Below are 25,155 nucleotides of genomic sequence, written 5' to 3' on the forward strand. Positions count from 1 at the left end.
GTGCATGATGATCAGCAAAGAAGAATGAGGAAAACATGGCGGCAACGAATTTTCTGACCACAGGGCAAGGGCGGCAGCTGGCGTATCACAAGACAGAAGGTGCGGGGCCGACCATCGTGTTTCTCGGTGGGCTCAAATCCGATATGGAGGGCACCAAGGCAATACATCTTGAGGCCTGGGCCAAATCCCGCGGACAGGCGTTTCTGCGGTTTGACTATTCTGGTCACGGCGAAAGCTCGGGCAAGTTCGAGGACGGCTGCATCGGTGATTGGCACGAGGATACTGTGACCGCCGTGACCGAGCTGACAGTCGGACCGCTGATCGTTGTCGGGTCGTCGATGGGCGGCTGGCAGGCGCTTTTGCTGGCAAAGGCGATGCCTGAACGGATTGTGGGTATGGCGACGATCGCTGCTGCGCCGGATTTTACCGAGGACGGATATTGGGCGTCTTTCTCTGACACACAAAAACAGGTGTTGGAGACTGAGGGATATGTCGAATTGCCGTCGGACTACATGGAGCCGTACATCATCACCAAGCGCATGATCGAAGACGGCAGACAGCAACTGGTCCTACGCGAGGCGCTGGATCTGACGTTTCCGGTCCGCTTCCTGCAAGGCACGGCGGACACCGCGGTTTCCACCGAAACTGCGGTTCGATTGCTGGAACATGCAACAGGCCCAGACATGCGTCTTTTGCTGGTCAAAGACGCGGATCACCGCTTCTCCGACGGGCCTTGCCTTGAGATAATCGAAAATGCCGTGCTGGAAGTGATGGGCCAGCAATGATCCGGGGATTTGGAAGGGGACTTGGGCGCCTGTTGCTGGCGCTGGTTGCAGTAGGTGCGCTTATCTACTGGTTCGGTCCGCGTGAGGACGTAAACCTGAACCCGACCTTTGAGCCGCGCAAATTCGGCGAAGGCGTGCAGGTCTATTTCGAAAGCACCGAGTCCGCCTATGACGATATCGTCCCGGGTGTCGAAAAACGGGTGATCTGGCAGGACGGGTTCAAAGAGCAGCGCACGCCGGTTTCAATTCTGTATGTCCACGGGTTTTCCGCTTCGTCAGAAGAAATTCGCCCCGTCCCCGACATGGTAGCTGACGCGCTTGGCGCCAATCTGGTCTACACCCGTCTGCAGGGTCACGGCCGGAGCGGGCAGGCGATGGCCGAAGGCACCGCCTCGGGTTGGATGCAGGACATGGCCGAAGGGCTGGCTGCCGCGCGCGCGGTCGGAGATCAGGTCGTAGTGATCTCGACCTCGACCGGAGGAACGCTGGCTGCTGCTGCTGCGCTAGATGACGCGCTGATGGAAAACGTGGCCGGTCTGGTCTTTGTCTCGCCGAATTTCGGTGTGAACTCGCCCGGCGCATGGATACCCGGCCTTCCGTGGGCGCGCACCTGGCTGCCGATGATCATGGGTGAAGAACGCGATGTTTCCGGACCGGATCCGGAAAAGAACAAATACTGGTCGTCGGTCTATCCATGGGAGGCCGTTGTTCCGATGACAGTTCTGGTCGAGGTCGTCTACGCATTGGATTTTTCACAGGCCAAAGTACCGGCGCTGTTCTGGTTCTCTGACGACGATCAGGTTGTGCGTCCAGACCTGACCCATAAGGTGGCAGAGGCTTGGGGCGGCTCGGCAAACGTTAACACAGTGACGATGGGGCCGGGCGATGATCCGTCGTCACATGTTATCGCGGGACGTCTGATGTCGCCGGAACAGACCGATGACGCCGTTGCGGGTATTCTGGGCTGGTTGAAAGAGCAGGGGATTGAATGATGGAACAGCGTGTCAGCTTGATAACTGTCGGGGTCGACGACCCGGAGGTCGCCGCTGCATTCTATGAAAAAATCGGCTGGAAACGTGTCGACAGTCCGGACGGTGTAATAGCCTTTGACCTGATTGGACAGACGCTGGGCCTTTACCCTTTGCCTGCGCTGGCCGATGAAATTGGCGTCGATGTCGGCACGTTGGGGCGTGGGGCGTTGACCCTCAGCTACAACTGCCGGTCAAAGGAGGACGTCGCGCAGGTGTTGAACAAGGTCGAGGAGGCCGGTGCCGAAGTGCTGAAACCGGCGTCAGACGTGTTCTGGGGCGGACATCACGGCTATTTCCGGGCGCCCGAAGGCACGATCTGGGAGGTCGCTTTCAACCCGTTCTCGCCGCTGGCGACCGATGGTGCTTTCCGTTGGAACGGGTACGGGTGATGCGCAAGCCGGGCAGCATGTGGAGCCTTGAAACGCTCGGCCGTGTGCGCCTGTCCAGGCACTTCTTCATGCGCGATTTCCTGTATTCCGAAATCGGAAATTTCCATGAAAAACAAAACCTTCCCGAAGATCCCGACCTCGCGATCGAGACCGGTCGAGCGTTTTGCCAGACCCTTCTGGATCCGTTGGAGGAAACCTTTGGCCGAATAGCCGTTCGCTCGGGTTATCGCTCTCCTTCGCTGAACCAGTACGGCAATGAAAACCGGCTGAATTGCGCGCGAAACGACAACCCGCTGGAATGCCATATCTGGGACTGGGGGATGGGCGATGAGCGGGTTGCGGGCGCGTCACTCGTAGTCCCGTGGTTCGCGGACCAGTACGCAGAGGGGCGGGATTGGCGCGACCTTGCGTGGTGGATGCACGACCATCTGGACTATTCCGAAATCTGGTTTTTTCCCAAACTCTGCGCATTCAATCTGGTATGGCGACCAAATCCCATGAAGCGTATTGACAGCTATATCGCCCCGCGCGGATGCCTTTTGCGTGCCGGGGCCGAACCGGACGAAGACCTGCAAACCCGCCAAATGCGATATGCGGACTTTCCTGCATTCCGGGGCATCGCTTATCCGTGAAGTTTGACTTGCCCGCGCAGGAAAAACCACTCATCCTGAGAAAAAACGAAGCCGCCCGTGAGGTCGAGACGAAGGAGGCCGCGCTTGATCGAGCCGCTGGTTCTACTGCCCGGATTGATGTGCGATGCAAGGGTTTTTGACCCTCAGATCGCCTACCTGTCTCGTCAGCGCGCCGTCACTGTTGCTCCGGTTTCGTTAGGGGAAAGGATCGAAGAGATCGCCTCGGGTCTTTTGGACCAGTTGCCACACCGATTTGCACTGGCAGGGTTAAGCATGGGGGGTGTGGTCGCCTTGGAACTGGCCCGCCGCGCGCCTGACCGTATTTCGCGGTTGTGCCTGATTGCCACGGATGCGCAGGCGGATACCCCTCAGATTGCGGCAGCCAGAGAAGAGTACATGGTCGCTGCGAAAGCCGGGCGGCTTGAAGAAGTTATGCGCAAGATATTGGGGTCCGACACCTTGGCCCCCGGGCCTAAACGCGTTCCCATTCTGAATGACGTGATCGCCATGGCATTGGATCTGGGGGCGAACGTGTTCGAACGCCAGATGAGGGCGTTGCAGAGACGCCCGGATCAGCAAGGAGCGCTGCGAATGATCAAAGCTCCGACGCTCGTGTTATGTGGTGCGCATGACCTGCTGACACCTGTACGAAAGCACGCATTCATGGCGGACCTGATCCCGGAGGCACAGCTTAAGGTGATCGATGACGCAGGGCACCTGCCAACGCTTGAAACTCCTCAGGTCGTCAATGAGGCGCTTGAGAACTGGTTGAACACACCCGCGCGGGCTTCTTACGGGTAAAGGGCCGCGCGTTCGGCCTTTCTGAGGATCACCGGCTTGGCAACGGGATCTGCGGTATCCGGATTGAAGAAAGGCGTGTTCTTCCAACTGCCGGACCAACGCGATTTCGCGACGCGCGTCACCAAGCCGTAGATGGCCGATCCAATCTTTTCGTGCGCCTGCTTGCCGTTCCCTTTGGGAACAAACCCCCGAGTCGTAATCGGTCCCAGCCCGCCCGGGTCGGGAATGCATTTGACGATAAATCCGATAAATGGAAACTTCGGTGTTCTTGTGGTGGTCCCCAGCGGGGCATTGCAGCAGCTGGCGTACCAGCGCAGCATTCCATTGGGGCTGAGTTGCATCACGGCAAGGTGTTCTGCACCGCTGTCAATAATGATGTCTTCCGGTAGCGTCTGCAGGATCTCAATGGGGCCGGGAAACGGGTCCGGCTGTCCGAAATACAACTGAGCAGCGCGGCAATCGTGGCAAAAGCACACGGTATGCGTGCCATGTTTCACACCCGCCGCTGTGATCCGTCCTTGCAAGGAGCCACATGAGCAGGAAAACGAGGTTTCAGTCGCTGTTTTCCTGCTCATCGAACTCAGGCCACTTTGTTTTTGTTGGCCGCGCGACGCTGCGGTTTTCGCGAGTTGGCGTTCATGAAGTCGATAACAAGCGGCCGGATATTGTCGCGCCAGCTGCGGCCGGCGAAGATACCGTAGTGGCCAGCGCCCGGTTCGACATGGCTTGCCTTTTTGGCGTCCGGCAATCCAGTGCACAGGTCAAGCGCGGCAATACACTGACCCGGTGCCGAGATGTCGTCGTTGGCACCTTCGACCGTTTTGACAGCGACATCGGTGATATTGCCGATATCCACCTTGTGGCCTGCAACAATGAACTCATTGCGGGCAATCTCGCGTTTCTTGAAGACACGTTCGACGGTCGACAGGTAGAACTCGGCGGTCATGTCCATGACGGCAAGGTATTCGTCGTAGAACCGGTTATGCGCGTCGTGGTCCGACGCCTCGCCCCGCATCACGCGCTGAATTTGATCCGAAAAAGCTTTGGAATGACGGTCTGCATTCATCGACATGAAAGATGCCAGTTGCAGAAGGCCTGGATACACCATGCGGCCGACGCCTTTGTATTTGAACCCGACGCGCTGAATCATGGTTTCTTCCAGCTGGCCCATGGTGACGCGGGCACCGAAATCAGTCACATCCGTTGGGGTGGCATCGGGGTCAACCGGGCCGCCGATCAGGGTCAGCGTACTGGGCTGTGCCTTGGGGTCCACCTCGGCCAGATAGGCAGTCGCGGCCAAAGTCAGAGGTACGGGTTGGCAAACGGCGACGACATGCGTATCCGGGCCCAGCTCTTTCATAAAATCGACAAGATACAGCGTGTAATCCTCGACATCGAACTTGCCTTCGGAAACGGGAATATCACGCGCATTATGCCAGTCGGTAACGTAGACCTCGCAATTGACCAGCAAACTTTTGACGGTAGAGCGCAACAAAGTCGCGTAGTGCCCGGACATTGGTGCCACCAACAGCACCTTGCGGGGTTGTTCTTCGCGGCCATTGACGCGAATATGGATCAGGTCGCCAAATGGGCGCTCCATTACGGGAACAATATCAACAAGGTGGTCTTTGCCATCCTCACACGTAAACGTTCGTATACCCCAGTCCGGCTTAGCGATCATGCGCTGAAAGGTGCGCTCGGTCACTTCGCCCCACGCTGCCATCATGCTGAACGCAGGATTCGGTATCATGGAAAACAGCGGGTAAGACGCCATTGCGCTGGCTGTCGCTCCCATCCACTGGTTCGTATTGCGCATCGTTTCCATCAGATCGTAGGTGATCATATAGCGCATGTTGGGGGCCTCCTGGCTGCCGGTGTGAGTGTCGGACTATTCGTCGCTTTGCTCCCCAGGCCCACGACGATTATTCTGCATAGCAGCGAGGTTAGGGGGGAATTGTTAAAATGACAACAAGCGAACACCAGACACCGGATATGTCCCCGGAACACCTTGAACGACTTAAAGAAAATATGGGCAAAGTCGAAGAGCTGTCAAAGCGGCTTGTCGAGGTGATGGCCGGAAAAAAGACGCACAACCCGGCGTTAGACGGCCCGAATCAGGAACTTTATGCAAAGGCAGCATCGGCCTATTGGGCAGAAGCAATGCAAAACCCGGCCAAGCTGCTTGAACAGCAGATCGAGTTCTGGGGAAAGTCGGTTCTGAATTTCGCCGAAGCACAGCAGGCGCTGACGAAAGGCGAAACCGATGACGACAACTCCGGGCCGATAGATAAACGGTTTTCGAACCCTTTGTGGGAAACAAATCCATACTTCAAGTTCATTCGCCAGCAATACCAGACCAATGCCGAGGCAATCTCTCAAGCCGTGGCATCGGTTGAGGATCTGGACGCGACGGATAAACAGCGCCTGAAGTTCTTCTCGCAACAGATCATCGACATGATGTCGCCGACGAACTTTCTGGCGACCAACCCCGACGCGCTGGAAAAAGCGGTTGAGACAGAAGGTCAGTCACTGATCAAGGGGCTTGAGAACCTTGTGGCTGATCTTGAGGCCAATGACGGCGAAATGGTCGTCAAACTTGCCGATGACAGTGCCTTTAAGGTTGGGGGCAATATCGCAACGACACCGGGCGACGTTGTATACCGCAATCGTCTGATGGAGCTGATCCAGTACAAACCAGCGACCGAGACGGTTCACGAAACGCCGCTGCTTCTGTTCCCACCCTGGATCAACAAGTTCTACATTCTGGACCTCAAGGCGAAAAACAGCCTGATCAAATGGGTGACTGAGCAGGGGTACACCCTGTTTGTCGTCAGCTGGGTGAACGCAAACGAATCCCACGCCGATATCGGGATGGAGGATTACATCCAGGAAGGCTTCCTGACCGCAATCGAAGAGGTCAAATCGATTTGCAAGGTCAAGCAAGTCAACGCGGTTGGCTATTGCATTGCGGGAACCACGCTGAGCCTGACCCTGTCGCTACTGAAACAGCGCGGCGACAAATCCATCAAGTCGGCGACGTTCTTTACGGCGCTGACGGATTTCGGCGATCAGGGAGAGTTCACGCCCTTCCTGCAAAACGACTTTGTGGATGGCATAGAGGACCAGATCTCGAAAGACGGCGTGCTGAAAGCCTGGGTCATCGGACGCACAATGTCGTTTCTTCGGTCCAAGGACCTTATCTATGGGCCTGCGATCCGCAGCTATATGATGGGCGAAACGCCTCCGGCGTTCGACCTGTTGTTTTGGAATGGGGACGGGGCCAACTTGCCCGGTCGCATGGCTGTTCAGTACCTGCGCGGTTTGTGTCAGAGAAATGACTTCGTCACGGATGGGTTCGAACTGCTGGGGCACAAGTTGCATGTCCGGGATGTGGATGTGCCTTTGATGGCGATCACCTGCGAAACGGATCACATCGCGGCATGGAAGGCATGTTATCGCGGCGTGCAGGAGATGGGGTCGCGCTCCAAGATTTTCATCGTGTCGGAATCCGGGCATATCGCCGGGATTGTGAACCCGCCCAGCAAGAAGAAATACGGCCACTATACGAATTCCGATTTGAAAGTGGATGCTGACACCTGGCTTAAAGAGGCTGAGTTCCACGAAGGGTCTTGGTGGCCAAGGTGGGAAGCCTGGCTCAAGAAGCGTTCCGGCAAACAAGTGCCCGCGCGGGAAACCGGCGATTCGAAGCATCCTTCGCTTGCTCCGGCACCCGGAACCTATGTTTTAGCCAAGGCAACCAATTGATTTTCAAACTGATTTGAAAATTTTTCTGCACCGCAGCAAGAAAAAACTTGCAATGCTGCGGTGCGGCAATCATATTGTCCTCAAGCTGATGAAAACCGGGGTGGGCCCGGTTCAGCAAAAGGATTTGGACAATGGCAAAGACTCAAGACTTTACCGCGACCCTGAAAGACATGATGGGCGCATTCCCCGTTGACACCACCGCTCTGGAAGGTGCCTTCAAGTCGACCGCGACCCTGAACGAAAAGCTGTCGGGCGTTGCTCTGGAAGCTGCTGAAAAGTCGGCTGAAATCTCGAACAAATGGACCAAGGACACCCTGGCCAAGCTGACCGAGATGTCGAAAGCAAAGGCAGAGCCCGCTGACTACGCAAAAGCTGCAACCGACTTCGCAAGCGCATCGGCTGAGGTTGCCGCTGAAAACATGGCTGCTTTCGCTGAAATCGCGAAAAAAGTGCAGACCGAAACCGTTGAGCTGCTGATGGCGGCTGGCAAAGACGCTGCAGAAGACGCAACCGCAGCCGTCAAAAAAGCCACTAACGACGTGACTGCAGCTGCCAAAAAAGCAACTGCTGCCAAGTAAGTTAATGCCGCGAGGCGCACCCACTCCTCCCATTTGGTGCAATCGCGTGGGGCAGGTCGTTCGACCTGCCCTTTCTTTTTGTTCTGCGCTCGCATAATCTCTGCTGCAACGCATCATCCTTGGGGAGGGTAAACGGTGACAGAACAAGAAAAACCACTGTTGATAAAACGTTATGCCAGCCGTCGGCTGTATAACACCGAGACCAGCGACTATGTCACGCTGGAAGACATCGCGTCGTTCATTCGGGACGGGCGTGAAGTGCAGATCATCGACCTGAAAACCGGCGATGACCTGACACGGCAATACCTGCTGCAAATCATCGCCGAACATGAAAGCCGCGGTGAAAATGTGCTGCCGGTCAACGTGCTGAACGATCTGGTCCGCAGCTACATGCTGCCGGGCGGGGGTGTGATGCCGCAGTTTCTTCAAAGCTCGTTCGAGATGCTGCGCGAAAGCCAGAACAAGATGATGGAAAACATGAATGCCATGAACCCGATGTCACAGATGCCGGGGTTCGATGCGCTGCAGGCGCAACAGCAGGCATTTCTGAAAGCCATGACAGGCGGTCTGTCCAGCGGGTGGTCCGGACCTGACAAGGAAGACGAGGCCAAGTCGGAACCCAAAGAAGATCTGGACGACATCAAAAAGCAGCTGGCGGAATTGCAGCAAAAGCTGTCCAAGCTGAACTGATTGCACGCGGATGCGCTGTTTGTTCCTGAGTGCCGCAATACTCAGTGGAACATTCGCGTGGGCGCAGGGAGACTTTTCCGAGGTCTGGTCACCGATCTGCACAATTGGAACGACGGCGGAAGAAGGCTGCAAAGACATTCGCGCGCGCGAGATTCTGGACGCCGCAGAGCCCGCCTGGCGCGCAATTGGTCGCGTCAACTTCGCCAGCCGGGACCAGCGATCGCATTGCACCGGTGTTCTGGTGGCAGACGATCTGGTTTTGACTGCGGCCCACTGCCTATACAATTCGTCACGAAAGACTTGGATACCTGCCTCCAGCATTCGGTTCGCCGGGGGGTATCAGCGCGGAGAAGCGTCCGCATTTTCAATGATAAAATCATACCGGTTGCATCCTTATCAGGCCGCTGATTCAGGTTTCAATGATCGCGCTGAACTGGATTGGGCCGTGCTTGAACTGGCTGAGCCCATTGGTCAATCACTGGGATACTTTGAAATCGGAAACTTGGACACCGAAGCAGGGACTGTGGCCGGCTATGCGGGCCTGCGCCCACACGTCCTGAGCCGCACGAACAACTGCCCCGTACGTCGCTCAGCGGATGGTCTGTTGCTCGCGATTTGCCCGGTGATGATGGGCGATTCCGGGGCGCCCTTGCTGGTGGAAACGCCTTCAGGGATCAGGGTGGTCGGCATCCTGTCGCGGGTTGCCGCGACCCCTCAGGGGATTGCGGCGCTGTTTGTGTCGAGCGAGAGCTTTGCTGTGCCCGACTAAAGCTCAGGTGCCGTAAACCGGAACAGGACCGGTTACTTCGCCCATAGCGGCCAGAAGAATATCGGCGATCACATCCAGCTCTTTGCGCGTCAGGCGAACCGGAAGCCGCACATCGCAGGCTTTCATCAACATCGCGCGGGTTTGTGGCAGGTCGACCTGCTCGGGCAGGAACTGCCAGTTCCAGAACGCGCGGGCGTTATCCTCGCTTAGACCGAAGACTTGAACCTTGACGCCGCGCGCCTCGGTTGCGGCGGCAAAGGCGCGGATATCATCGTCACTCATGTCCACAAGGTTGAACTGAATGGAATCCGGCGCTCGGCGTTCGGGTGCCAGAGGGGCAGGGACGTGGATAAAGGGTGACGTGTTCAGGCGCTCGGCCACGTAGTCGTGGTTGGTCAGGCCGTCCCTTACGCGACGTGCGAGTTCCGGGATTTGCGGACGGATCACGGCGGCGCTGAGGTTGCTCATCCGCAGGTTATAAAGCGGCAACTGGTTCTGCCAGCGTGCAAAAGCCTGCTCCAGCTCGGGCGAGTTGTCGCCGTGAGGGCCCTTGTGCTTTTTCCAGTTGTGTTCGTAAGCGCCGGACATGATGACGGCACGCGCTACCAAATCGGCGTCGTCGGTGATCAGGATGCCACCTTCGCCCGCATTGATCATCTTGTAGGACTGGAACGAGAAGCAGCCGATCTTGCCGATCGTTCCGATATTGCGCCCGTGCCACGTCGTTCCCAGCGAGTGGGCCGCATCTTCGATCACAGGGATGTCACGCGCGTCGCACAGGGCCATGATGGCGTCCATATCCGAAGTATGGCCGCGCATGTGGCTGATGATGACCGCCTGTACACCGTCCAGCTTGGCCTCGAAATCGGCCATGTCGATGCGATAGTTCTCACCCACTTCGCACAAAACCGGAATGCAGTCCGCGTGCACGATTGAGGACGGCACGGCGGCAAAGGTGAAGCCAGGGATCAGAACACGTGCGTCACGTGGCAGGTCCAGAGCCTTTAGCGACAGGAACAATGCGGCCGAGCAGGACGATACTGCCAGCGCGTACTTGCTGCCCAGCAGCTCGGCAAATTCGGCTTCGAGCAAGGCAACCGGTGCATCCTGAGGCGCGGTATAGCGAAACAGGTCGCCAGACTGCATCAGGGCGTCGATGGCTTCTCGTGCTGCTGGGGGAATGGGTTCGGCGTCATGAACGTTTGGAGGAAGCGTCATATTTGGTTTTCCCGAATTCTAACTTTGGAAAAGATAAAGCTAAACATTGGGCGTTCCAACCCCCTTTCGCCAACACGGCGAAATTTCACCAATCTGTTGCAAAACAGAAGAAGTTAAAGGCCCAGGCGATCCCGAAGCGCAAACCAGGTCATCGCCAGGACCAGCAGCGGGCTACGCAATGCGGGGCCACCGGGGAAGGGAAGGGCGGGTACACGGGCCATAGTGTCGAACCCTTCGGCCTGACCCTGAATGGCCAGCGCCATCAGTTGGCCGGCATGGGTGGCGGTGCCTACACCGTGACCGGAATAGCCCGATGCCGACAGTACATTGGGCGCGACCCGAGCCAGATAGGGCATTCGGCGCATAGTGATGGCCAGCGTGCCGCCCCAGGCGTAGTCGATCTTAACATCCCGCAAATGCGGGAAAATCTCGGTCATGGGCTTGCGTACTTTGGTTGCGATGTCGCTGGGGAAGCGGTAGCCATAGCTTTCGCCACCCCCAAACAGCAGGCGGCCATCGGCGCTGAGACGGAAGTAGTTCACCACGAATTTGGTGTCGGCGACGGCGACGTCGCGGGTCAGAACCTGCGCGGCCTCGGCCCCCAAAGGTTCCGTGGCTGCGATGAAGTTATTGATAGGCATGACCCTAGCCGCCACCTTGCGGTTCAGGTCGCCGAGGTATCCGTTGCAGGCCAGAATGACGTGGTCGGCCGTGACAGCGCCCTCAGCAGTCCGAACCACAGCCGGGAGGTTTTCTTCGATGCCCAAAACCTCGGTGCTTTCGAAAATGCGCACACCAGCTTTGGCTGCGGCCTGCGCCAGCCCTAACGCGTAGTTCAACGGATGCAAATGGGCAGCACCCATGTCCAGATAGCCGCCTTTGTACGCGGGCGAAGGACACAGCGCATGTCCGGCATCTGTATCCAGCAGTTCGATCTGGTCATAGCCATATCGCCCAGACAAATGGACGGCGTGATCGCGCAGTTCCTTTTGTTCCGTATCCGACAGGCCCAGAACAGCGATGCCGGGCTTCAGGTCGCAGTCGATCTGATGCCTCGCGATCAGGGACTTGACCAGGTCCTTTGCGTCTTCGGCCAGTTCCCAGAGCTTAGCCGCGTCGTCATCGCCGACCAGACGCTCGAGGTCCTCCTGATCCATGCGCTGGGCGCTGCCAAGTTGCCCGCCATTTCGGCCCGACGCCCCGAAGCCCACGCGATGCGCCTCAAGCAGGACAACATCGAACCCTGCTTCGGCCAGATGCAAAGCAGCCGACAACCCGGTATATCCGCCGCCCACGACGCAAACATCCGCCTTGGTGTCGCCTGACAACGCCGGAAATCGATCCATCTGATTGGCGGTCGCAGCGTACCAGCTGGCCGGATGCTCCGACTTGCGGTCATTGGAATAAAGCAGGTTCATTGCGTGCCTCAGACGTTCATCAGCAGATGCTCACGCTCCCACGGAGAGATGACCTGCAGGAACTCCTCGTACTCGGCGCGTTTGACGATGCCGTACACGCGGGCGAACTCGGGGCCCAGCACCTCGTGAAGGGCGGTGGCCTCATCAAACAGGTCCAGCGCATTGCCCATAACCTGCGGGATGTCGCCTTCGCCCTCATAAGCGTCACCGTAGAACTGACGGCGCGGGCGTTCCTGCTGGGTCAGGCCCAAATAGCCACAAGCCAGCGACAGTGCGATGCCCAGATACGGGTTACAGTCCATGCCTGCGATGCGGTTCTCCACCCGACGAGCCTCAGGACCGGACAGCGGTACGCGAATACCGGTCGTCCGGTTGTCGCGCGCCCATTCCAGATTGATCGGCGCTGCATGGTCCTTCACATAGCGCCGATATGAGTTCACGTAGGGCGCCATCACGGCCAGACCCGCGGGCAAGTGGTTCTGCAGACCGGCGATGAAGTTGTAGAACGCGTCCGTTTCACCGCCCTGAGGACCCGAGAAGATGTTCTGGCCAGTTTCCATGTCGATAATCGAGTGATGGATGTGCATGGCCGAACCAGGCTCATCCTCGATCGGTTTTGCCATGAAAGTTGCAAAGCAGTTGTGCCGCAGCGCGGCCTCGCGGATCAGGCGTTTGAAATAGAATACCTCATCGGCCAGCTTGACCGGGTTGCCATGACGGAGGTTGATCTCCAACTGACCCGCGCCGCCTTCCTGAGTGATGCCGTCGATTTCGAACCCCTGGTGTTCGGCGAAGTCATAAATATCGTCGATCACCGGTCCGAATTCGTCCACCGCCGTCATCGAATAAGCCTGGCGCGCCGCAGCGGGACGACCTGAACGGCCCATCATCGGTTTGATTCCATGCGCCGGATCGACGTTCGGGGCGACCAGAAAGAACTCCATCTCGGGTGCGACGATCGGTTTCCAGCCTTTGTCCTGATACAGCTGCACCACGCGTTTCAGTACGTTGCGCGGGCTGAAGGGGATCGGCTCGCCATCGCGGTCATAAGCGTCGTGGATCACCTGCAGCGTCCAGTCCCCGGTCCAGGGCGCGGCGGACGTTGTTGAGAAGTCGGGCTTCAGGATCATGTCCCGTTCGATGAAGCCATCATCCCCTGCAGCCTCACCCCAGTCGCCTGTGATGGTCTGGTAAAAGATGCTGTCTGGCAGGTGGAAATAGTCCTGACGGGCGAATTTCGATGCCGGAACGGCCTTGCCTCGGGCGATACCGGGCAGATCTGAAATGATGCACTCGACCTCATCGAGCCTCTGGCCGTCGATATAGTCCCGTGCCGCTTGCGGTAGCTGATCTTTCCAGTCGGCCATCAGGCCCTCTCTTTCTTTAGAAACTCCGCCATATACTTTCCGATCAGCGGATTGTCATTTCGGGTCGGCAGGCGATTTGCAGCGGCTTCCATAAGCCCATCAGGGACCACGCCTTTGCCGCGTGTTTCCATCAGGCCCTGTATGAAGGCGTCGCCGTATTCCGGGTGGGCCTGTACCGTCCAAACGTTGTCGCCGTAGCTCACCATGGCATTGCGGCAGAAGTCGTTGGTGCCAGTAACGCGTGCGCCCTCGGGCAGCTCAACCACCTGGTCCTGATGCCAGGCGTTCAGTGTTACCGTTCCGCCTTCAAAGTCATAGTCAGTTCGTCCAACAGACCATCCGGCCTTGAACTTTTCGACTTTGCCGCCCAAAGCCTGCGCGATGATCTGGTGGCCAAAGCAGACACCGATCAAAGGCTTGCCACTTTTCTGAATGGCGCGGATCAGGTCCTCAAGCGGTGGAATCCAAGCGTGATCTTCGTAAGCACCATGACGCGAGCCGGTGATGATCCAGCCATCGGCCTGATCCTCATCCCGCGGAAACTGATCGTCCACGACTGCGAATGTTTCGTATTCAAAACCGTTGCCGTCCAGAAGTGTGCTGAACATCGTGTCGTATTCGCCGAATTGGCCGTGCAGCTCGTCCGGTGGATGGCCGGTCAGAAGGATACCGATTTTCATGGGTCACCAAATTTGATCAAATTTATTCTAGCCCACCGAATCCGGGCGGGCAAGGGGGCTCATACGGCTTCTATGTAACTCAGCCAGTGGTTTTCGGGAGGGCGGTCGGCAAAGCGCCTGATTTCCTGTCGCTTGGTCATTGCAAAGTAGCGGATCAACTCGGCAGGAAAGATGCGGGCGACGCTTGGATCGGTTTCGAACGCTGCAATGGCCTGAGGCCAATCGCTGGCAAGCTGAGGCAACCCGTCGATGTCATAGGCATTGCCCGAAATCGGGGCGGGCGGTTCGGCTTTGTCTTCGATGCCGTTCAGCGCCGCACCCAGAACAGCGGCCAGCATCAGATAGGGGTTGATATCCCCGCCTGCGACGCGATGCTCGATGCGCCGCGCGGCTGGGGCGCCGCCGGGAATGCGGAGGGCCGCAGTTCGGTTCTCATACGCCCAGCTTGCGCCTGTCGGGGCGTGTGCGCCCGGAACAAGGCGCGTGTAAGAATTGCCATGCGGCGCAAAGACCAGCGTGCAGCCTGGCATTGCGGTCAGGCATCCCGCCACGGCCCAGCGCAGCAAATCGGTGCCTTCGGGACCGCCATTGTCAAAGACGTTGCGGCCTTGCTGATCCACCACCGAAAAGTGCACATGCATCCCATTGCCGGCATCATCCGCGTAGGGCTTGGCCATGAACGTGGCGGTGAACCCATGCTTGCGGGCCAGACCACGCGCCAAGGACTTGAAAAGCCAAGTATCATCTGCACAACGCATCGCTTCCTGATGGTTCAGGTTGATTTCGAACTGGCCGATGCCGCTTTCTGATATGGCGGTTTGCGCGGGAATGCCCATGGCGGCACATCCGTCATAAAGGTCCGTGAAAAAGGCATCAAAGGCGTCCAGTTCCGCCATAGACAGGACGGCCTCATCCTCCAACCGTCTTTGGGTGATGGGGCTCACGGGCGGCTGTGGATGAGCGCCCGAGGCGTCGAGTAAAGTGAATTCCAACTCGGTGGCTGCAATGACGGACCAACCGCGCTGGGCAAAACGATCCAGAATCGAGGCAAGCGCGTGTCTTGGGTCGCCGGGAAAGGGGGCGCCGTTGTCATCATGCAGGCTCATCGGAACCAGCGCGGTTTCAGTCGCCAGCCAGGGCACAGGAACCGGTCCGCGGTCTGTCGGCAACAGCACGCCATCCGCATCACCGGATTCAAACACAAGCGGGCTGCCGTCGATATCGGCGCCCCACAGGTCGACGTTCAGCGCGGAAAAGGGCATGCGCACCGCGCCCTTGTCCAGTTTGCTGGCATAAGAGGGCGGCACACGCTTTCCGCGCATCTGACCATTAAGATCACATGCTGCGACGCGAAAACTGTGCAGGGCGCTCAAGTCCATCGGAGTCTCCATTACTCTGGTTACCCGAGATGTAATCAAGACGCGCGGCGTTGTCACGAAATTTGATCAAATTATTTCGCACTGAGAAAAACCCCGCGCCAATTTAGTTAGGCGCGGGGGTAGGGGTTTAGATGAAGCTGACGCCGTTTTCTGCCATAGGCAGTTCCGCAACGTGAACGCCCGATAAGGCGTTGATCGCGTTTGCCAGAGCGGGCGCCGAAGGCGGCGTTCCAGGCTCACCCACGCCAGTCGGAGCTTCGGCCGACGGGACGATATGCACGTCGATGGCAGCGATATCGCCAATCCGCAGCGGCTCATAGTCCGGGAAGTTGAACTGGTCTACAGAACCGCTGGTCAGGGTGATCTGGTCGCGCATCACGTGACCGATGCCATAACCGACGCCACCTTCCATCTGGGCGCGTACGACGTCCGGGTTGACGGCAATTCCGCAATCCACGGCACAGGTGACCTTTTCGATCTTTATGCCGTCTTCAGGATTGCCGGAAACCTCAACCACTTGTGCCGCGTAAGAGCCAAAAGACTTATGGACCGCGACGCCCTGCGACCGACCGGCAGGCGCATTGCCCCAACCGGCTTTTTCGACGGCCAGTTTCAGGACATCCGCTTTCCGCTTCTGATCGGCATCACCGGCATCCGCAAGATGGGCGAGGCGGAACTCAACCGGATCGCGGCCCGCCGCAAGGGCTGCCATGTCCATCATCGTCTCCATGACGTAAGCCGTGTGCGTGTGACCCACGGATCGCCACCACAGAACCGAAGTCGCCTTTGGCGTATCGGTCAACCCAAGCGCCATACCAGGGATCTGATAGGGGCTGTCCGCGATACCTTCGATAGAGCTGTGGTCAACTCCGTCATGGACCAGCATGGCTTCGAAGGCTGTCCCCTTGATGATCGACTGTCCCGCGACCTGGTGCTGCCAGCCGACGATGTTTCCGTCGGCGTCCAGACCAACCCGGACTTTGTGCCCGAAGGCTGGGCGGTAGTAGCCGCTGCGGATGTCATCTTCGCGCGTCCAGACCAGCTTGACCGGGCGCGAGCGGTCGGTGACCACAAAGGCCAATGCGGCCTCGACCTGATAATCCGCATCCGGTGTTGCGCGGCGTCCGAACGAACCGCCCGCCAGCATCGTTTTGATCTGGATTTTCTCAGGCGGCAATTGGAAGATCTGCTGATACGCCATGTGCGGACCGGTTGGCATTTGCGCACCGTCATGCAGAACAATGGTGCCGTCCGCAGTCTGTTCAATGGTGCAGTTCAGTGGCTCCATCGGGGCATGGGCCAGCAGGGGGAAGTAAAAGGTCTTCTCAATGACCTTTTCTGCGCCATCGATTGCCGACGAAACGGCCGCCGCGTCCGCTTTGTTCACGTTATAGGTGGGCTCGGCATCCAGCGCGGCCATGATCTCGGCCTTGATTTGATCCGAGTCGCGGGTTTCTGCGCCGGACATGTCCCACTCGACCTCAAGCGCGTCGCGCGCCTGAATGGCGGCCCATGTGTTTTCGGCATAGACCGCGACCCCTGCCTGATTGGGCAGCACTGCGGCACTGATATAGCCTTTGACCTCTTTCGACGCGCTGTCGTCAAAGCCGTTGGCAATTCCGCCCTTTGACTCAGGACGCTTGATCATGGCGACCATCTGGTTCGGCAGGTGAACGTCCATTGCGTACATCGCCTGGCCGTTGCCCTTGATCGCCGAGTCCTTGCGTCGGACGGATTCATTGCCGATCAGGCGGAACTCCGACGGGTTTTTCAGGCGAGGTTCGGCAGGGGCTTCCAACTGCGATGCAGCAGCCACGAATTCCGCGATCGGGGCCGACTTGTCGCCCGCTTTGACGATGCCCTCTTCGATGGTGATACCGGACGCGTCCACGCCCCAGCTTTGCGCGGCGGCGTTGATCAGCATTTCGCGCGCGGCGGCACCCGCCTGACGGTATTGCATCCACGAGTTCGCCATAGCGGTCGAACCGCCGGTGCCCTGAAACGACCCGAATAGCAGGTTGTTGTAGACCTGTGGGTTGGAGGGAGCAAATTCGTATTCGATCTGGTCCATGGTCAGACCGATTTCCTCGGCGATCAGCGTCGGCAAACCGGTTGCTGGACCTTGGCCCTTTTCAAAATGCTTCACGATGGCCGTTACGGTTCCATCGGCGTCGATTTTTACAAACGGGTTGAATTGAGCGGTTTCGGATGAGCCCGCCGCCAGCGCGCCATCAGGGCGTGCGCCGACCAGCAGGACGGCACCGGCAGCGGCGGCACCTTTCAGAAATCCACGGCGGGAGGTGTTGATGGTCATGGATCAGGCCTCCAGAATTTCAGATGCGCGCTGGATACCGGCGCGGATACGTTGGTAAGTGGCGCAACGGCAGGCGTTGCCGGCCATGTAGTCGTCGATCTCTTCGACGCTGGGCTTGGGGTTTTCGGTCAATAGTCCGACCGCTGACATTACCTGGCCGGACTGGCAATAGCCGCACTGGACCACGTCCAGCTCGACCCATGCCTGTTGAATGGCCGCGCCAATTTTGTCGTCGCCAACTGCCTCGATTGTGGTTATCTCGGCATCTTCAACGTCTTCGATATAGGTCTGGCACGAGCGCACAGGCTCGCCATTCAGGTGCACGGTGCACGCGCCGCAGGATGCGACGCCGCAGCCGAATTTGGTTCCGGTCAGCTTGAGTTCGTCCCGGATCACCCAGAGGAGGGGCGTGCCGGGTTCGGCGTCGACCGTGTGGGTTTCGCCGTTCAGTTTCAAAGTCAATGCCATGAGGGGACTCTCCGTGTTGGGCTGGTTACCTGAGTCGGTAAACTGGCGGGTTTACACTAGGCGAAGAATTCGCGCGTGTAAACTGGAGAGTTTACGTAGAGTTTGACCTCGATCTGTCAATAGGTCTATAGCTTTGGATATGAACGAATGCACAACGCCGAATGCGTCCAAACATGCCCAGATCATTGAGGCGGCTGTGGCTGAATTCCAGGAAAAGGGGTTCGCCGCCGCCAGCATGGATCGCATCTCGGCGCAGGCGGAGGTTTCCAAGCGGACGCTGTATAAGTATTTCGAAAGCAAGGAAAACCTGTTTCGATCCATTGTGATCGAACTGGCAAACCGCTTCGCAGGCGTATTGGATATTCGGTATGAAAAAGGCCGCGATATTCGCGAGCAACTGACCGAACTGGCCTGGGCCGAGGGGCGCATTCTGATGCTGCCCGAAGTGATGGCGATGGCACGGATGGTGATCAGCGAAACCCTGCGCAACCCGGTTCTTGCGGCTGCGGCTCAGGGCAAGCTGGATAAAACGGCGATCTTTGTGCAGATGCTGAAAGATGCTGCGGCGGACGGTCAGCTACGAATCGACGACCCTGAAAGCGCAGGACAGGAGTTCATCGGCCTGATCAAGGCCAAAGCTTTCTGGCCCATGATCTTCACCGGCAGCGTCCTGAACGAAGCCGAGATGACTGCGACTATTGAAAATAGCGTGGACATGATCCTCAGCCGATACGGCGTTTAGTTGCAGGCGGTGCGAGGCGGGCATCGCAACGCACCCGCCCCGCCAACTTTATTCAAGCCGTCAGATCGTGCTTCACAGCCTGCGGCAGGACGAAAGGCACCTTGCCCATGGGCAGCGTGTTGATTGGCAGGTCAATTCCATAGACTTGCTCCATCGTTTTGTCGTTCAGGATGGTTGTCGGTGTACCCGAGCCCCAAACATTGCCTTCCGACAAGACATATACGTCGTCAGCAAAAAGCGCGGTAAGGTTCAGATCGTGCATGACCACAACAACTCCGCCGCCCTGCGCCGCGAAATCTCTTGCAACGCCTAGCACAGTAAACTGATGCGCGATGTCGAGGCTTGCAACCGGTTCGTCCAGCAAAAGCCATCTGGGCTTGTCGTGGTACTTCGCGTCCCAGACCTGAGTCAGAACACGGGCAAGCTGAACCCGTTGCTGTTCGCCGCCGGAGAGGTTCTGATAGGACCGATGCTCGAACCCGGCAAGATCGACATGGGCCAACGCCCTTGATGGCAGGGTGTCGTCCCCGGCCGCCAAGCCATTTGCCAGCCCCAGTTTGACGATCTCCAGCACGCTGAAGGGAAAGGCCACCGTTGACGATTGCGGCAGAACACCCCGCATTGCGGCCAGTTGCCAGGGTTTAAGTTCGGAAATTTCGCGCCCGTTCAAGGACACTTTGCCCAAGGATTCAATTTCGCCGGATAAGGCTTTGAGCAGGGTCGATTTTCCCGAGCCGTTCGGACCGATAATTGCCGTCACTTTCCCGGGCTCAGCCGCAAAGTCAACGCCATGCAGGATTTCCTTTCGTCCCAGACTGACCCGTATGTTCTCGCCCTTCATCACTTACATTCCCATTGTTCCGTGGCGCCGCAGCAGAATCCACAGGAAGACTGGCGCGCCAAGAATTGCGGTTACGATTCCGATTGGTAACTCTGCCGGGGCAACGACCAGTCGGCTGATCACGTCGGCGCCCAGCAACAGGCTGGCCCCCAGCAAGGCAGAGTTCATCAGTAGGCGATGGTGATCCGGTCCTGCCGCCAAACGCAGCAGGTGCGGTACGACGATGCCGATGAAACCAATTCCGCCAGACACCGCGACGGCCGCACCGGTTGCGCCGGCGACGGCCAGAATGGCGATGTTCTTGCTGCGCTGAACCGGGATACCCATATGGTGCGCCACAGCTTCACCCATGGCCATACCGTTCAGGGTGCGAGCGAGGAATTGTGCGACAAAGACCGAGATCAGGATGATTGGCGCAGCCGATGCCGCCTTGGTCCACGTCGCACCCGCCAACGACCCCATGCCCCAGAAGGTCAGGTCGCGCAGTTGCTGGTCATCGGCCATGTAGACCAGAACACCTGATACCGCTCCTGACAACGCACCCAGAGCGATCCCGGCCAGCAGCATGGTTGCAACGGATGTCTGCCCTCGGCGCGTTGAAACGCGATACAGCAACAGGACGGACGCCCATCCACCCAGAAACGCGGCGATTGCCACCAGGCTGTTTCCTGTCCACGCCAGAACAGACGCGGGCAAATAGGACCCCAGAATGATCGCGGAAATCGCTCCAAGACCGGCACCAGCGCTGACACCTACTATGCCGGGGTCAGCGAGCGGGTTGCGGAATAGCCCCTGCATGACGACACCGGAAACCGCAAGCGCGGCCCCTACAAGAACTCCCATGGCCAGCCGGGGCAGGCGGATGTCCCAAAGAACGATCCGGTCGAGGTCCGAGATTTCTCGTCCGGCGATCAGATCACTCAACGCAGCGCCGAGCGATGCATTCGATGCGCCGACCGAGATGCTAACCACGCTGGTGACGATAAGAAGAAAAAACAGGGCCAATGTGACCCGGCGCGCCGTCACCCGACGGTCACGCGGGGCCACATTCAGCCCATCGTGATCCACTGCCAGAGTCATGAGTCACTTATTTTCTGCAGTTCCGCGGATAGATCCGCAATCGCATCGGCTGTGCGAGGACCAAATCCAAGAAGGTACGCCCCTTGCATGCGGATCAGACGCTTGTTCCGGCCAGCCGGTGTCAGCTGAATTGCAGGCAGGGCAAACAGTTCTTCGTTGCCGGTGATGTGATTGCCCTGACGATCCATCATCAGGATCACGTCTGGTGCGGTCGAGGCGATCGCTTCGGGTGTCATCGGTTTAAATCCGGACACGCTGCCTGCCGCGTTCACGCCACCCGCCAACCGGATGATGCTGTCCGCCTGAGTGTCCGCACCACCAACCAGAATCCGATTGTCTTGCGCTGACAGGACGAACAAGACCCGAACCGATCCATCCAGCGCTGCGTCAACGGCGTCCGAATTCGCACCGTCAATACGTGTGCCGGTCTGCGCGGCCAGTTCTTCCGCTGCTTCGTCCACTCCAAGCGCGGACCCGACGGCCCGGATCTTTTCCACGACTCCATCTCGTGAGTAGGTGTCGCTGATCGTGACATACGCCACACCCGCCTCCTTGAGTACTTCGACAGCTTCAGGCGGTCCGGCTCCTTCCAGTGCGACGATCAAATCCGGCTGGACCGACAAGACACCTTCGGGGGACAGGGCGCGCATGTAACCGACGTCGGGCAACTCAAGCACCTCGTTCGGGTATGTCGACGTCTGATCGCGGCCGACAAGCCGGTCTTGCTGGCCCAGTGCGTAAACGATCTCGGTCACGGAACTGCCGATTGCGATTATGCGGTTGGGCTCTGCCTCATTTGCCGACATGGCCTGAGTGCCGAAAACGCCTGCGGCGAGAACGGCAAGGGCTGAGGCAACGCGTGTAACGGTATTCATTATGCCACCTCGGCTTCTTTTTTGGATTGCAGCTTTGCTACCAGTTCATCCCAGGCCGGACGGTGATCCTTCTCGCCCGAGCGACGGCCAAAGACCTGTAGGATAAGGCCGCCTTCGGCATCGAAAGCCTCGACAGAGACCGCAGGACCGCGTTGCGTAGGCTTGGAAACCGCCCAGACTTCGGCGATGTGGTCCGAGCGCAGGTGCAGGTTGAAACGCGGATCAAGCACATTGAACCAAGGTCCCATCTGTTTAAGCGTCTCAACCGGGCCACCATGAATTTCGATGCAACCCCGGTTTCCGACGAAGACCATGACCTCAAGCCCCTGATCCCGAACTTGTTCGAATATCTGTGAAACCGTGTCAGTCGAAAGCTCACGAGCCAGCGGTTCGCCCGCAACTCGGTAAGCCCCCAAGCGGTTCATTTTCAACTTTGACGTCAGGCGCAGAAACTGATGTGTGTCCGTCATCTTGGCCCATTCCGAGCGCAGGATGTCGACTTTTTCCGAGTTTACTTTGGCGGCTTCGATCGGCTTGCGCGGCTCAACAGTCAACGTCTGCGATTGGTCTTCCGAAGCCAACGCGCTGACGAGTTCGTTCCAGTGGTTCAGGTCAGACCCCTCGCGCAGAAAGATCTTGTGAACTGCATCCCCGGCAGCATCAAAAATCTGAAGCGACCGTTTGGTTCCGTTCTGTGTTTCACGTTCGATCGCAAATGCATGGACCCAATGGCTGGGGAACATGCGCAAGTCGATGTCTTCGGTCAGCACCATCGAAGCATGAGCGCCAGAATGGAAATTATCGTACTGCCCGACCTTTTCGATGACACAGGACGGGTTGCGCGTCAGCGCCATGACCTCGCCCAGCCCGTTCAGCTTTGGAAAGATGTCATCAAGCTTTGCCGACAACCTTGTCACATCAATCCCTGTGTTTGCGGCAACAAGTTGCCCTTCGGTGATACCAAGCGATTCCGCCAAGTCGCGGTCACGTTTTCCGGGGTTTTCAGCATAGGCTGCGCGAATTTGATCCGGGGCCATAAGCACCTGTTCCGTCATGGGTTTTTCCATCTTCGAGTGTCATGATTGAGGTGCTGGCATGGTCATCGGTGAGCGCGGTGACCTGCTGGCGGATGTCGTGCGAACGACTAAGAATTTATGTTGACTATTTTAGTCAGCTTTATTAGCGAACACAAGTCGCCAAACCGGCGATTCCAAAAATCAAAAAAGACTGACCAAGCCAGCACGGAGCAAGCATTTCCGGTCCTCTTAAATGTTTCGAAGGGACAGAAATGCGTTCGCGGATTCAAAAGATGGGGTTGCTGGGTACGGTGTCGTGCCTGAGCATGATCGCGGCTGGTGCTTCGGCGCAGGAACAGGATGAAGGCTTCCTGGGCACGCTGGAACTGGGCGAAAGCAAACGGGAAATCCAGACGGATACCGCCGTACCGATAACGAGCATTGATCAGGAAGAAATCAACGATCGTCAGGCCAACACGGTTGCAGAGCTGATCGACACGGTGCCCGGTGTGACACTGGTCAACGGCTCGACGCCGCAGGGTTCGGGGATCAACATCCGCGGATTCGGGGCCAACGGTACTTTCGGCACCGACCAGAAAGTGCTGATCCTTGTCGATGGGGCGACAACCGGCGCGGAAGAACTGTATCGGATCGGTAACCAGTTGTTTACCGACCCGCAGCTATACAAAAGCGTTTCGGTTATCCGCGGTACCGTGGGTTCGTTCGAATACGGCTCGGGTGTCGTAGGCGGCGTGGTTCAGTTGGAAACCAAGGACGCGTCGGACTTCACCGGTGGTGAGCCGGGCTTCCGGTTCCGCCAAACGCTGGAAGGATACTCCAACGGAAACGGCTTTGCGTCCTCGTCGATCCTGGCCTGGCAGCCAAACCGGCAGACCGAGTTCCTGTTCAACTACACCTATCGGGACCAGGACGATCAGGAGGACGGAAACGGCGACACCATCGGCAACAGTGCTTTCACGCTGCCGTCTCTTTTGGCCAAGGGGAAGTACAGCTTTGGGGACAACCTCGAACACTCGATCACCGCGTCCTACAACCAATCCACCTCGGAAGAGCGAGATGTGCCATATGACTCGTTCGGAACGACATCGGATTCATTCGGTAACGTAGACCGCGACATCGAAACCAAAATTGGCATTCTACGCTATCAATACCGTCCGGCTGGCAACGACCTGATCGATCTGGACGTGAACCTCAGCTACTCGGAACAGAAGATCGACAGCTCGTATGTGCCGGGATCGTCCAGCCTGGAGGGAACACCTTTCTTCCCAAGCATTCGTGCACTGGCCGATGCGACCCATAACTATGAAACAACCAAGCTAACGATCAAGAACACGTCCTACTTCCAGACAGGCATCGCGTCGCACGACCTGCGCGCCGGGATCGAGTTCATCAATCGTGAGCGTCTGGACGCGCCGTCGGCCCCGGGTGGAACAGACCGCCGTGTCGCCTTGTTCGCAGTGGACGATATCCAGATTGGCGATCAGCTGACCATTACTCCGGCCATCCGTTATGAAACGCAGGACATCGAAGGTGACAGAGATGCGCCGGCCCCGCGCAATGCGAGCTATGACAACAACGCGTTGATGGGGGGCCTGTCTGCACGATACGAGTTCGCAAGCGGCTTTGCCGTTTTCGGTAGCGGTGCATACACCGAAAACCTGCCGATTATCGACGATCTGGGTACGCCAGCGTATATGACGCAGCCTGAGAAGTCGCGCACTTGGGAAGCAGGTTTCTCGTACAACCGTGGTGATATCTTTGCCGAGGGCGACGTTGTTCGTGCCAAGGTCAACTTCTACAAGACAGACCTGTGGGACATTACGTCGTACGGCTCGGGCCGCCCTTCGACGCCGCTGTCCGAAGTTGAAACCAAAGGCGTGGAAATCGAGGCATCCTATGCCAACGCGGCTGGATACTACGTCGATTTCAACGCCAACATTGTCGACGGAACCGAGACAAGCTCGACCGGAGTGGAATCCCCGTGGCGCAACGAGCCGACAGACTCGGCCCGCGTGACGGTTGGCAAACGCTTCGGCGAGACACTGGATGTCAGCTGGGAGTTGTTCGGCGCCAAATCCGGCACCAATTCCAGCGGCGATCCGGTTGCAGGCTATGGCGTGAACACTCTGCGGGCGACCTATCTGCCGCAAGAGGGCGTGTTCGAGGGCTTCGAAGTCCGCGCCGGCATCGAGAATATCTTTGACAAGAACTACCTGCCGAACCTTTCGACCCGCAACTCACCGGGCCGGAACTTCAAGCTGACTTTGGCGAAAACATTCTGATCCACACGAAAGGA

General features: G+C 58.0%; 24 protein-coding genes. 11 read left to right on the forward strand and 13 right to left on the reverse strand.

Going from position 1 to position 25,155, the window contains the following annotated elements; all coding sequences use genetic code 11:
* Window positions 1-35 precede the first annotated feature (35 nt).
* From ACR0AA_RS00575 to ACR0AA_RS00595, 5 genes are all read left to right on the forward strand, one after another.
* Window positions 36-785: an alpha/beta fold hydrolase gene (locus ACR0AA_RS00575; RefSeq protein WP_480755252.1), complete on the forward strand. Its 750-nt coding sequence runs from the start codon at window positions 36-38 to the stop codon at window positions 783-785.
* Window positions 782-1,777 (forward strand): alpha/beta hydrolase, encoded by a 996-nt coding sequence (locus tag ACR0AA_RS00580; protein WP_480661034.1) that lies wholly within the window; start codon window positions 782-784, stop codon window positions 1,775-1,777. The genes ACR0AA_RS00575 and ACR0AA_RS00580 overlap by 4 nt, the downstream gene beginning before the upstream one ends.
* Complete coding sequence (locus tag ACR0AA_RS00585; protein WP_480661211.1) at window positions 1,777-2,205, forward strand: VOC family protein; 429 nt, start codon at window positions 1,777-1,779, stop codon at window positions 2,203-2,205. Before ACR0AA_RS00580 ends, ACR0AA_RS00585 begins: the two co-directional genes overlap by 1 nt.
* Before the next feature lie 17 nt (window positions 2,206-2,222).
* Complete coding sequence (locus ACR0AA_RS00590) at window positions 2,223-2,837, forward strand: hypothetical protein (protein ID WP_480755405.1); 615 nt, start codon at window positions 2,223-2,225, stop codon at window positions 2,835-2,837.
* Window positions 2,838-2,921: 84 nt separating this feature from the next.
* Window positions 2,922-3,638 carry an alpha/beta fold hydrolase gene (locus ACR0AA_RS00595; protein ID WP_480661032.1) on the forward strand — a complete coding sequence of 239 codons (717 nt, stop codon included), beginning with the start codon at window positions 2,922-2,924 and terminating at the stop codon, window positions 3,636-3,638.
* Here the strand turns inward: ACR0AA_RS00595 and ACR0AA_RS00600 are convergent.
* Window positions 3,629-4,213 carry a DUF6151 family protein gene (locus tag ACR0AA_RS00600; protein WP_480661030.1) on the reverse strand — a complete coding sequence of 195 codons (585 nt, stop codon included), beginning with the start codon at window positions 4,211-4,213 and terminating at the stop codon, window positions 3,629-3,631. The genes ACR0AA_RS00595 and ACR0AA_RS00600 overlap by 10 nt on opposite strands.
* Window positions 4,214-4,218: 5 nt before the next feature.
* On the reverse strand, window positions 4,219-5,490 hold the full coding sequence (gene phaZ, locus ACR0AA_RS00605) for a polyhydroxyalkanoate depolymerase (RefSeq protein WP_480661028.1): 1,272 nt from the start codon (window positions 5,488-5,490) through the stop codon (window positions 4,219-4,221).
* A 110-nt stretch (window positions 5,491-5,600) separates the two neighbouring features.
* Here phaZ and ACR0AA_RS00610 point away from each other — a divergent pair, with 110 nt between their 5' ends.
* From ACR0AA_RS00610 to ACR0AA_RS00625, 4 genes are all read left to right on the forward strand, one after another.
* Window positions 5,601-7,403 carry a PHA/PHB synthase family protein gene (locus tag ACR0AA_RS00610; RefSeq protein ID WP_480755253.1) on the forward strand — a complete coding sequence of 601 codons (1,803 nt, stop codon included), beginning with the start codon at window positions 5,601-5,603 and terminating at the stop codon, window positions 7,401-7,403.
* A 131-nt stretch (window positions 7,404-7,534) separates the two neighbouring features.
* The gene (locus ACR0AA_RS00615) at window positions 7,535-7,981 is read left to right on the forward strand and encodes a phasin family protein (protein WP_480661024.1); all 447 of its coding nucleotides are present in this window, start codon (window positions 7,535-7,537) and stop codon (window positions 7,979-7,981) included.
* Window positions 7,982-8,116: 135 nt separating this feature from the next.
* Entirely contained in the window at window positions 8,117-8,671 is a 555-nt protein-coding gene (phaR, locus tag ACR0AA_RS00620; RefSeq protein WP_480661022.1) for a polyhydroxyalkanoate synthesis repressor PhaR, read from the forward strand.
* 10 nt (window positions 8,672-8,681) lie between these two features.
* Window positions 8,682-9,440, forward strand: coding sequence for a trypsin-like serine peptidase (locus ACR0AA_RS00625; RefSeq protein ID WP_480661021.1), 759 nt, complete (start codon window positions 8,682-8,684; stop codon window positions 9,438-9,440).
* A gap of 3 nt (window positions 9,441-9,443) precedes the next feature.
* Here the strand turns inward: ACR0AA_RS00625 and ACR0AA_RS00630 are convergent, their stop codons facing one another.
* The 7 genes from ACR0AA_RS00630 to ACR0AA_RS00660 all read right to left on the reverse strand — a co-directional run bounded on the left by ACR0AA_RS00630 (window position 9,444) and on the right by ACR0AA_RS00660 (window position 18,284).
* Window positions 9,444-10,658: a DegT/DnrJ/EryC1/StrS family aminotransferase gene (locus ACR0AA_RS00630; protein WP_480661020.1), complete on the reverse strand. Its 1,215-nt coding sequence runs from the start codon at window positions 10,656-10,658 to the stop codon at window positions 9,444-9,446.
* A 113-nt stretch (window positions 10,659-10,771) separates the two neighbouring features.
* Entirely contained in the window at window positions 10,772-12,076 is a 1,305-nt protein-coding gene (locus ACR0AA_RS00635; RefSeq protein WP_480661018.1) for an NAD(P)/FAD-dependent oxidoreductase, read from the reverse strand.
* Window positions 12,077-12,084: 8 nt separating this feature from the next.
* Window positions 12,085-13,443: a glutamine synthetase family protein gene (locus ACR0AA_RS00640; protein ID WP_480661016.1), complete on the reverse strand. Its 1,359-nt coding sequence runs from the start codon at window positions 13,441-13,443 to the stop codon at window positions 12,085-12,087.
* A complete protein-coding gene (locus ACR0AA_RS00645; protein WP_480661014.1) occupies window positions 13,443-14,123 on the reverse strand; it encodes a type 1 glutamine amidotransferase in 681 nt (226 codons plus the stop codon). The genes ACR0AA_RS00640 and ACR0AA_RS00645 overlap by 1 nt, the downstream gene beginning before the upstream one ends.
* A gap of 59 nt (window positions 14,124-14,182) precedes the next feature.
* Window positions 14,183-15,502, reverse strand: coding sequence for a glutamine synthetase family protein (locus ACR0AA_RS00650; RefSeq protein WP_480755255.1), 1,320 nt, complete (start codon window positions 15,500-15,502; stop codon window positions 14,183-14,185).
* A 127-nt stretch (window positions 15,503-15,629) separates the two neighbouring features.
* Entirely contained in the window at window positions 15,630-17,816 is a 2,187-nt protein-coding gene (locus ACR0AA_RS00655) for a xanthine dehydrogenase family protein molybdopterin-binding subunit (RefSeq protein ID WP_480755256.1), read from the reverse strand.
* A gap of 3 nt (window positions 17,817-17,819) precedes the next feature.
* Window positions 17,820-18,284, reverse strand: a complete 465-nt coding sequence (locus tag ACR0AA_RS00660) for a (2Fe-2S)-binding protein (RefSeq protein WP_480755257.1) — start codon at window positions 18,282-18,284, stop codon at window positions 17,820-17,822.
* A 139-nt stretch (window positions 18,285-18,423) separates the two neighbouring features.
* Here ACR0AA_RS00660 and ACR0AA_RS00665 point away from each other — a divergent pair, with 139 nt between their 5' ends.
* Complete coding sequence (locus tag ACR0AA_RS00665) at window positions 18,424-19,026, forward strand: TetR/AcrR family transcriptional regulator (RefSeq protein WP_480661209.1); 603 nt, start codon at window positions 18,424-18,426, stop codon at window positions 19,024-19,026.
* Between the two features lie 52 nt (window positions 19,027-19,078).
* Here the strand turns inward: ACR0AA_RS00665 and ACR0AA_RS00670 are convergent, their stop codons facing one another.
* From ACR0AA_RS00670 to ACR0AA_RS00685, 4 genes are read right to left on the reverse strand one after another with little or no spacing between them, the layout of a single operon-like run.
* On the reverse strand, window positions 19,079-19,867 hold the full coding sequence (locus ACR0AA_RS00670) for a heme ABC transporter ATP-binding protein (protein ID WP_480755258.1): 789 nt from the start codon (window positions 19,865-19,867) through the stop codon (window positions 19,079-19,081).
* A gap of 3 nt (window positions 19,868-19,870) precedes the next feature.
* Complete coding sequence (locus tag ACR0AA_RS00675) at window positions 19,871-20,947, reverse strand: FecCD family ABC transporter permease (RefSeq protein WP_480755259.1); 1,077 nt, start codon at window positions 20,945-20,947, stop codon at window positions 19,871-19,873.
* Window positions 20,944-21,822 carry a heme/hemin ABC transporter substrate-binding protein gene (locus ACR0AA_RS00680; protein ID WP_480661004.1) on the reverse strand — a complete coding sequence of 293 codons (879 nt, stop codon included), beginning with the start codon at window positions 21,820-21,822 and terminating at the stop codon, window positions 20,944-20,946. The genes ACR0AA_RS00675 and ACR0AA_RS00680 overlap by 4 nt, the downstream gene beginning before the upstream one ends.
* Window positions 21,822-22,877 carry a hemin-degrading factor gene (locus ACR0AA_RS00685; protein WP_480661002.1) on the reverse strand — a complete coding sequence of 352 codons (1,056 nt, stop codon included), beginning with the start codon at window positions 22,875-22,877 and terminating at the stop codon, window positions 21,822-21,824. The genes ACR0AA_RS00680 and ACR0AA_RS00685 overlap by 1 nt, the downstream gene beginning before the upstream one ends.
* A 233-nt stretch (window positions 22,878-23,110) precedes the next feature.
* On the opposite strand from ACR0AA_RS00685, the gene ACR0AA_RS00690 reads away from it, so the two are divergent.
* Window positions 23,111-25,141: a TonB-dependent receptor domain-containing protein gene (locus ACR0AA_RS00690; RefSeq protein ID WP_480755260.1), complete on the forward strand. Its 2,031-nt coding sequence runs from the start codon at window positions 23,111-23,113 to the stop codon at window positions 25,139-25,141.
* Window positions 25,142-25,155: the final 14 nt, after the last annotated feature.

It is taken from the genome of Ruegeria sp. CE8, assembly GCF_056537465.1.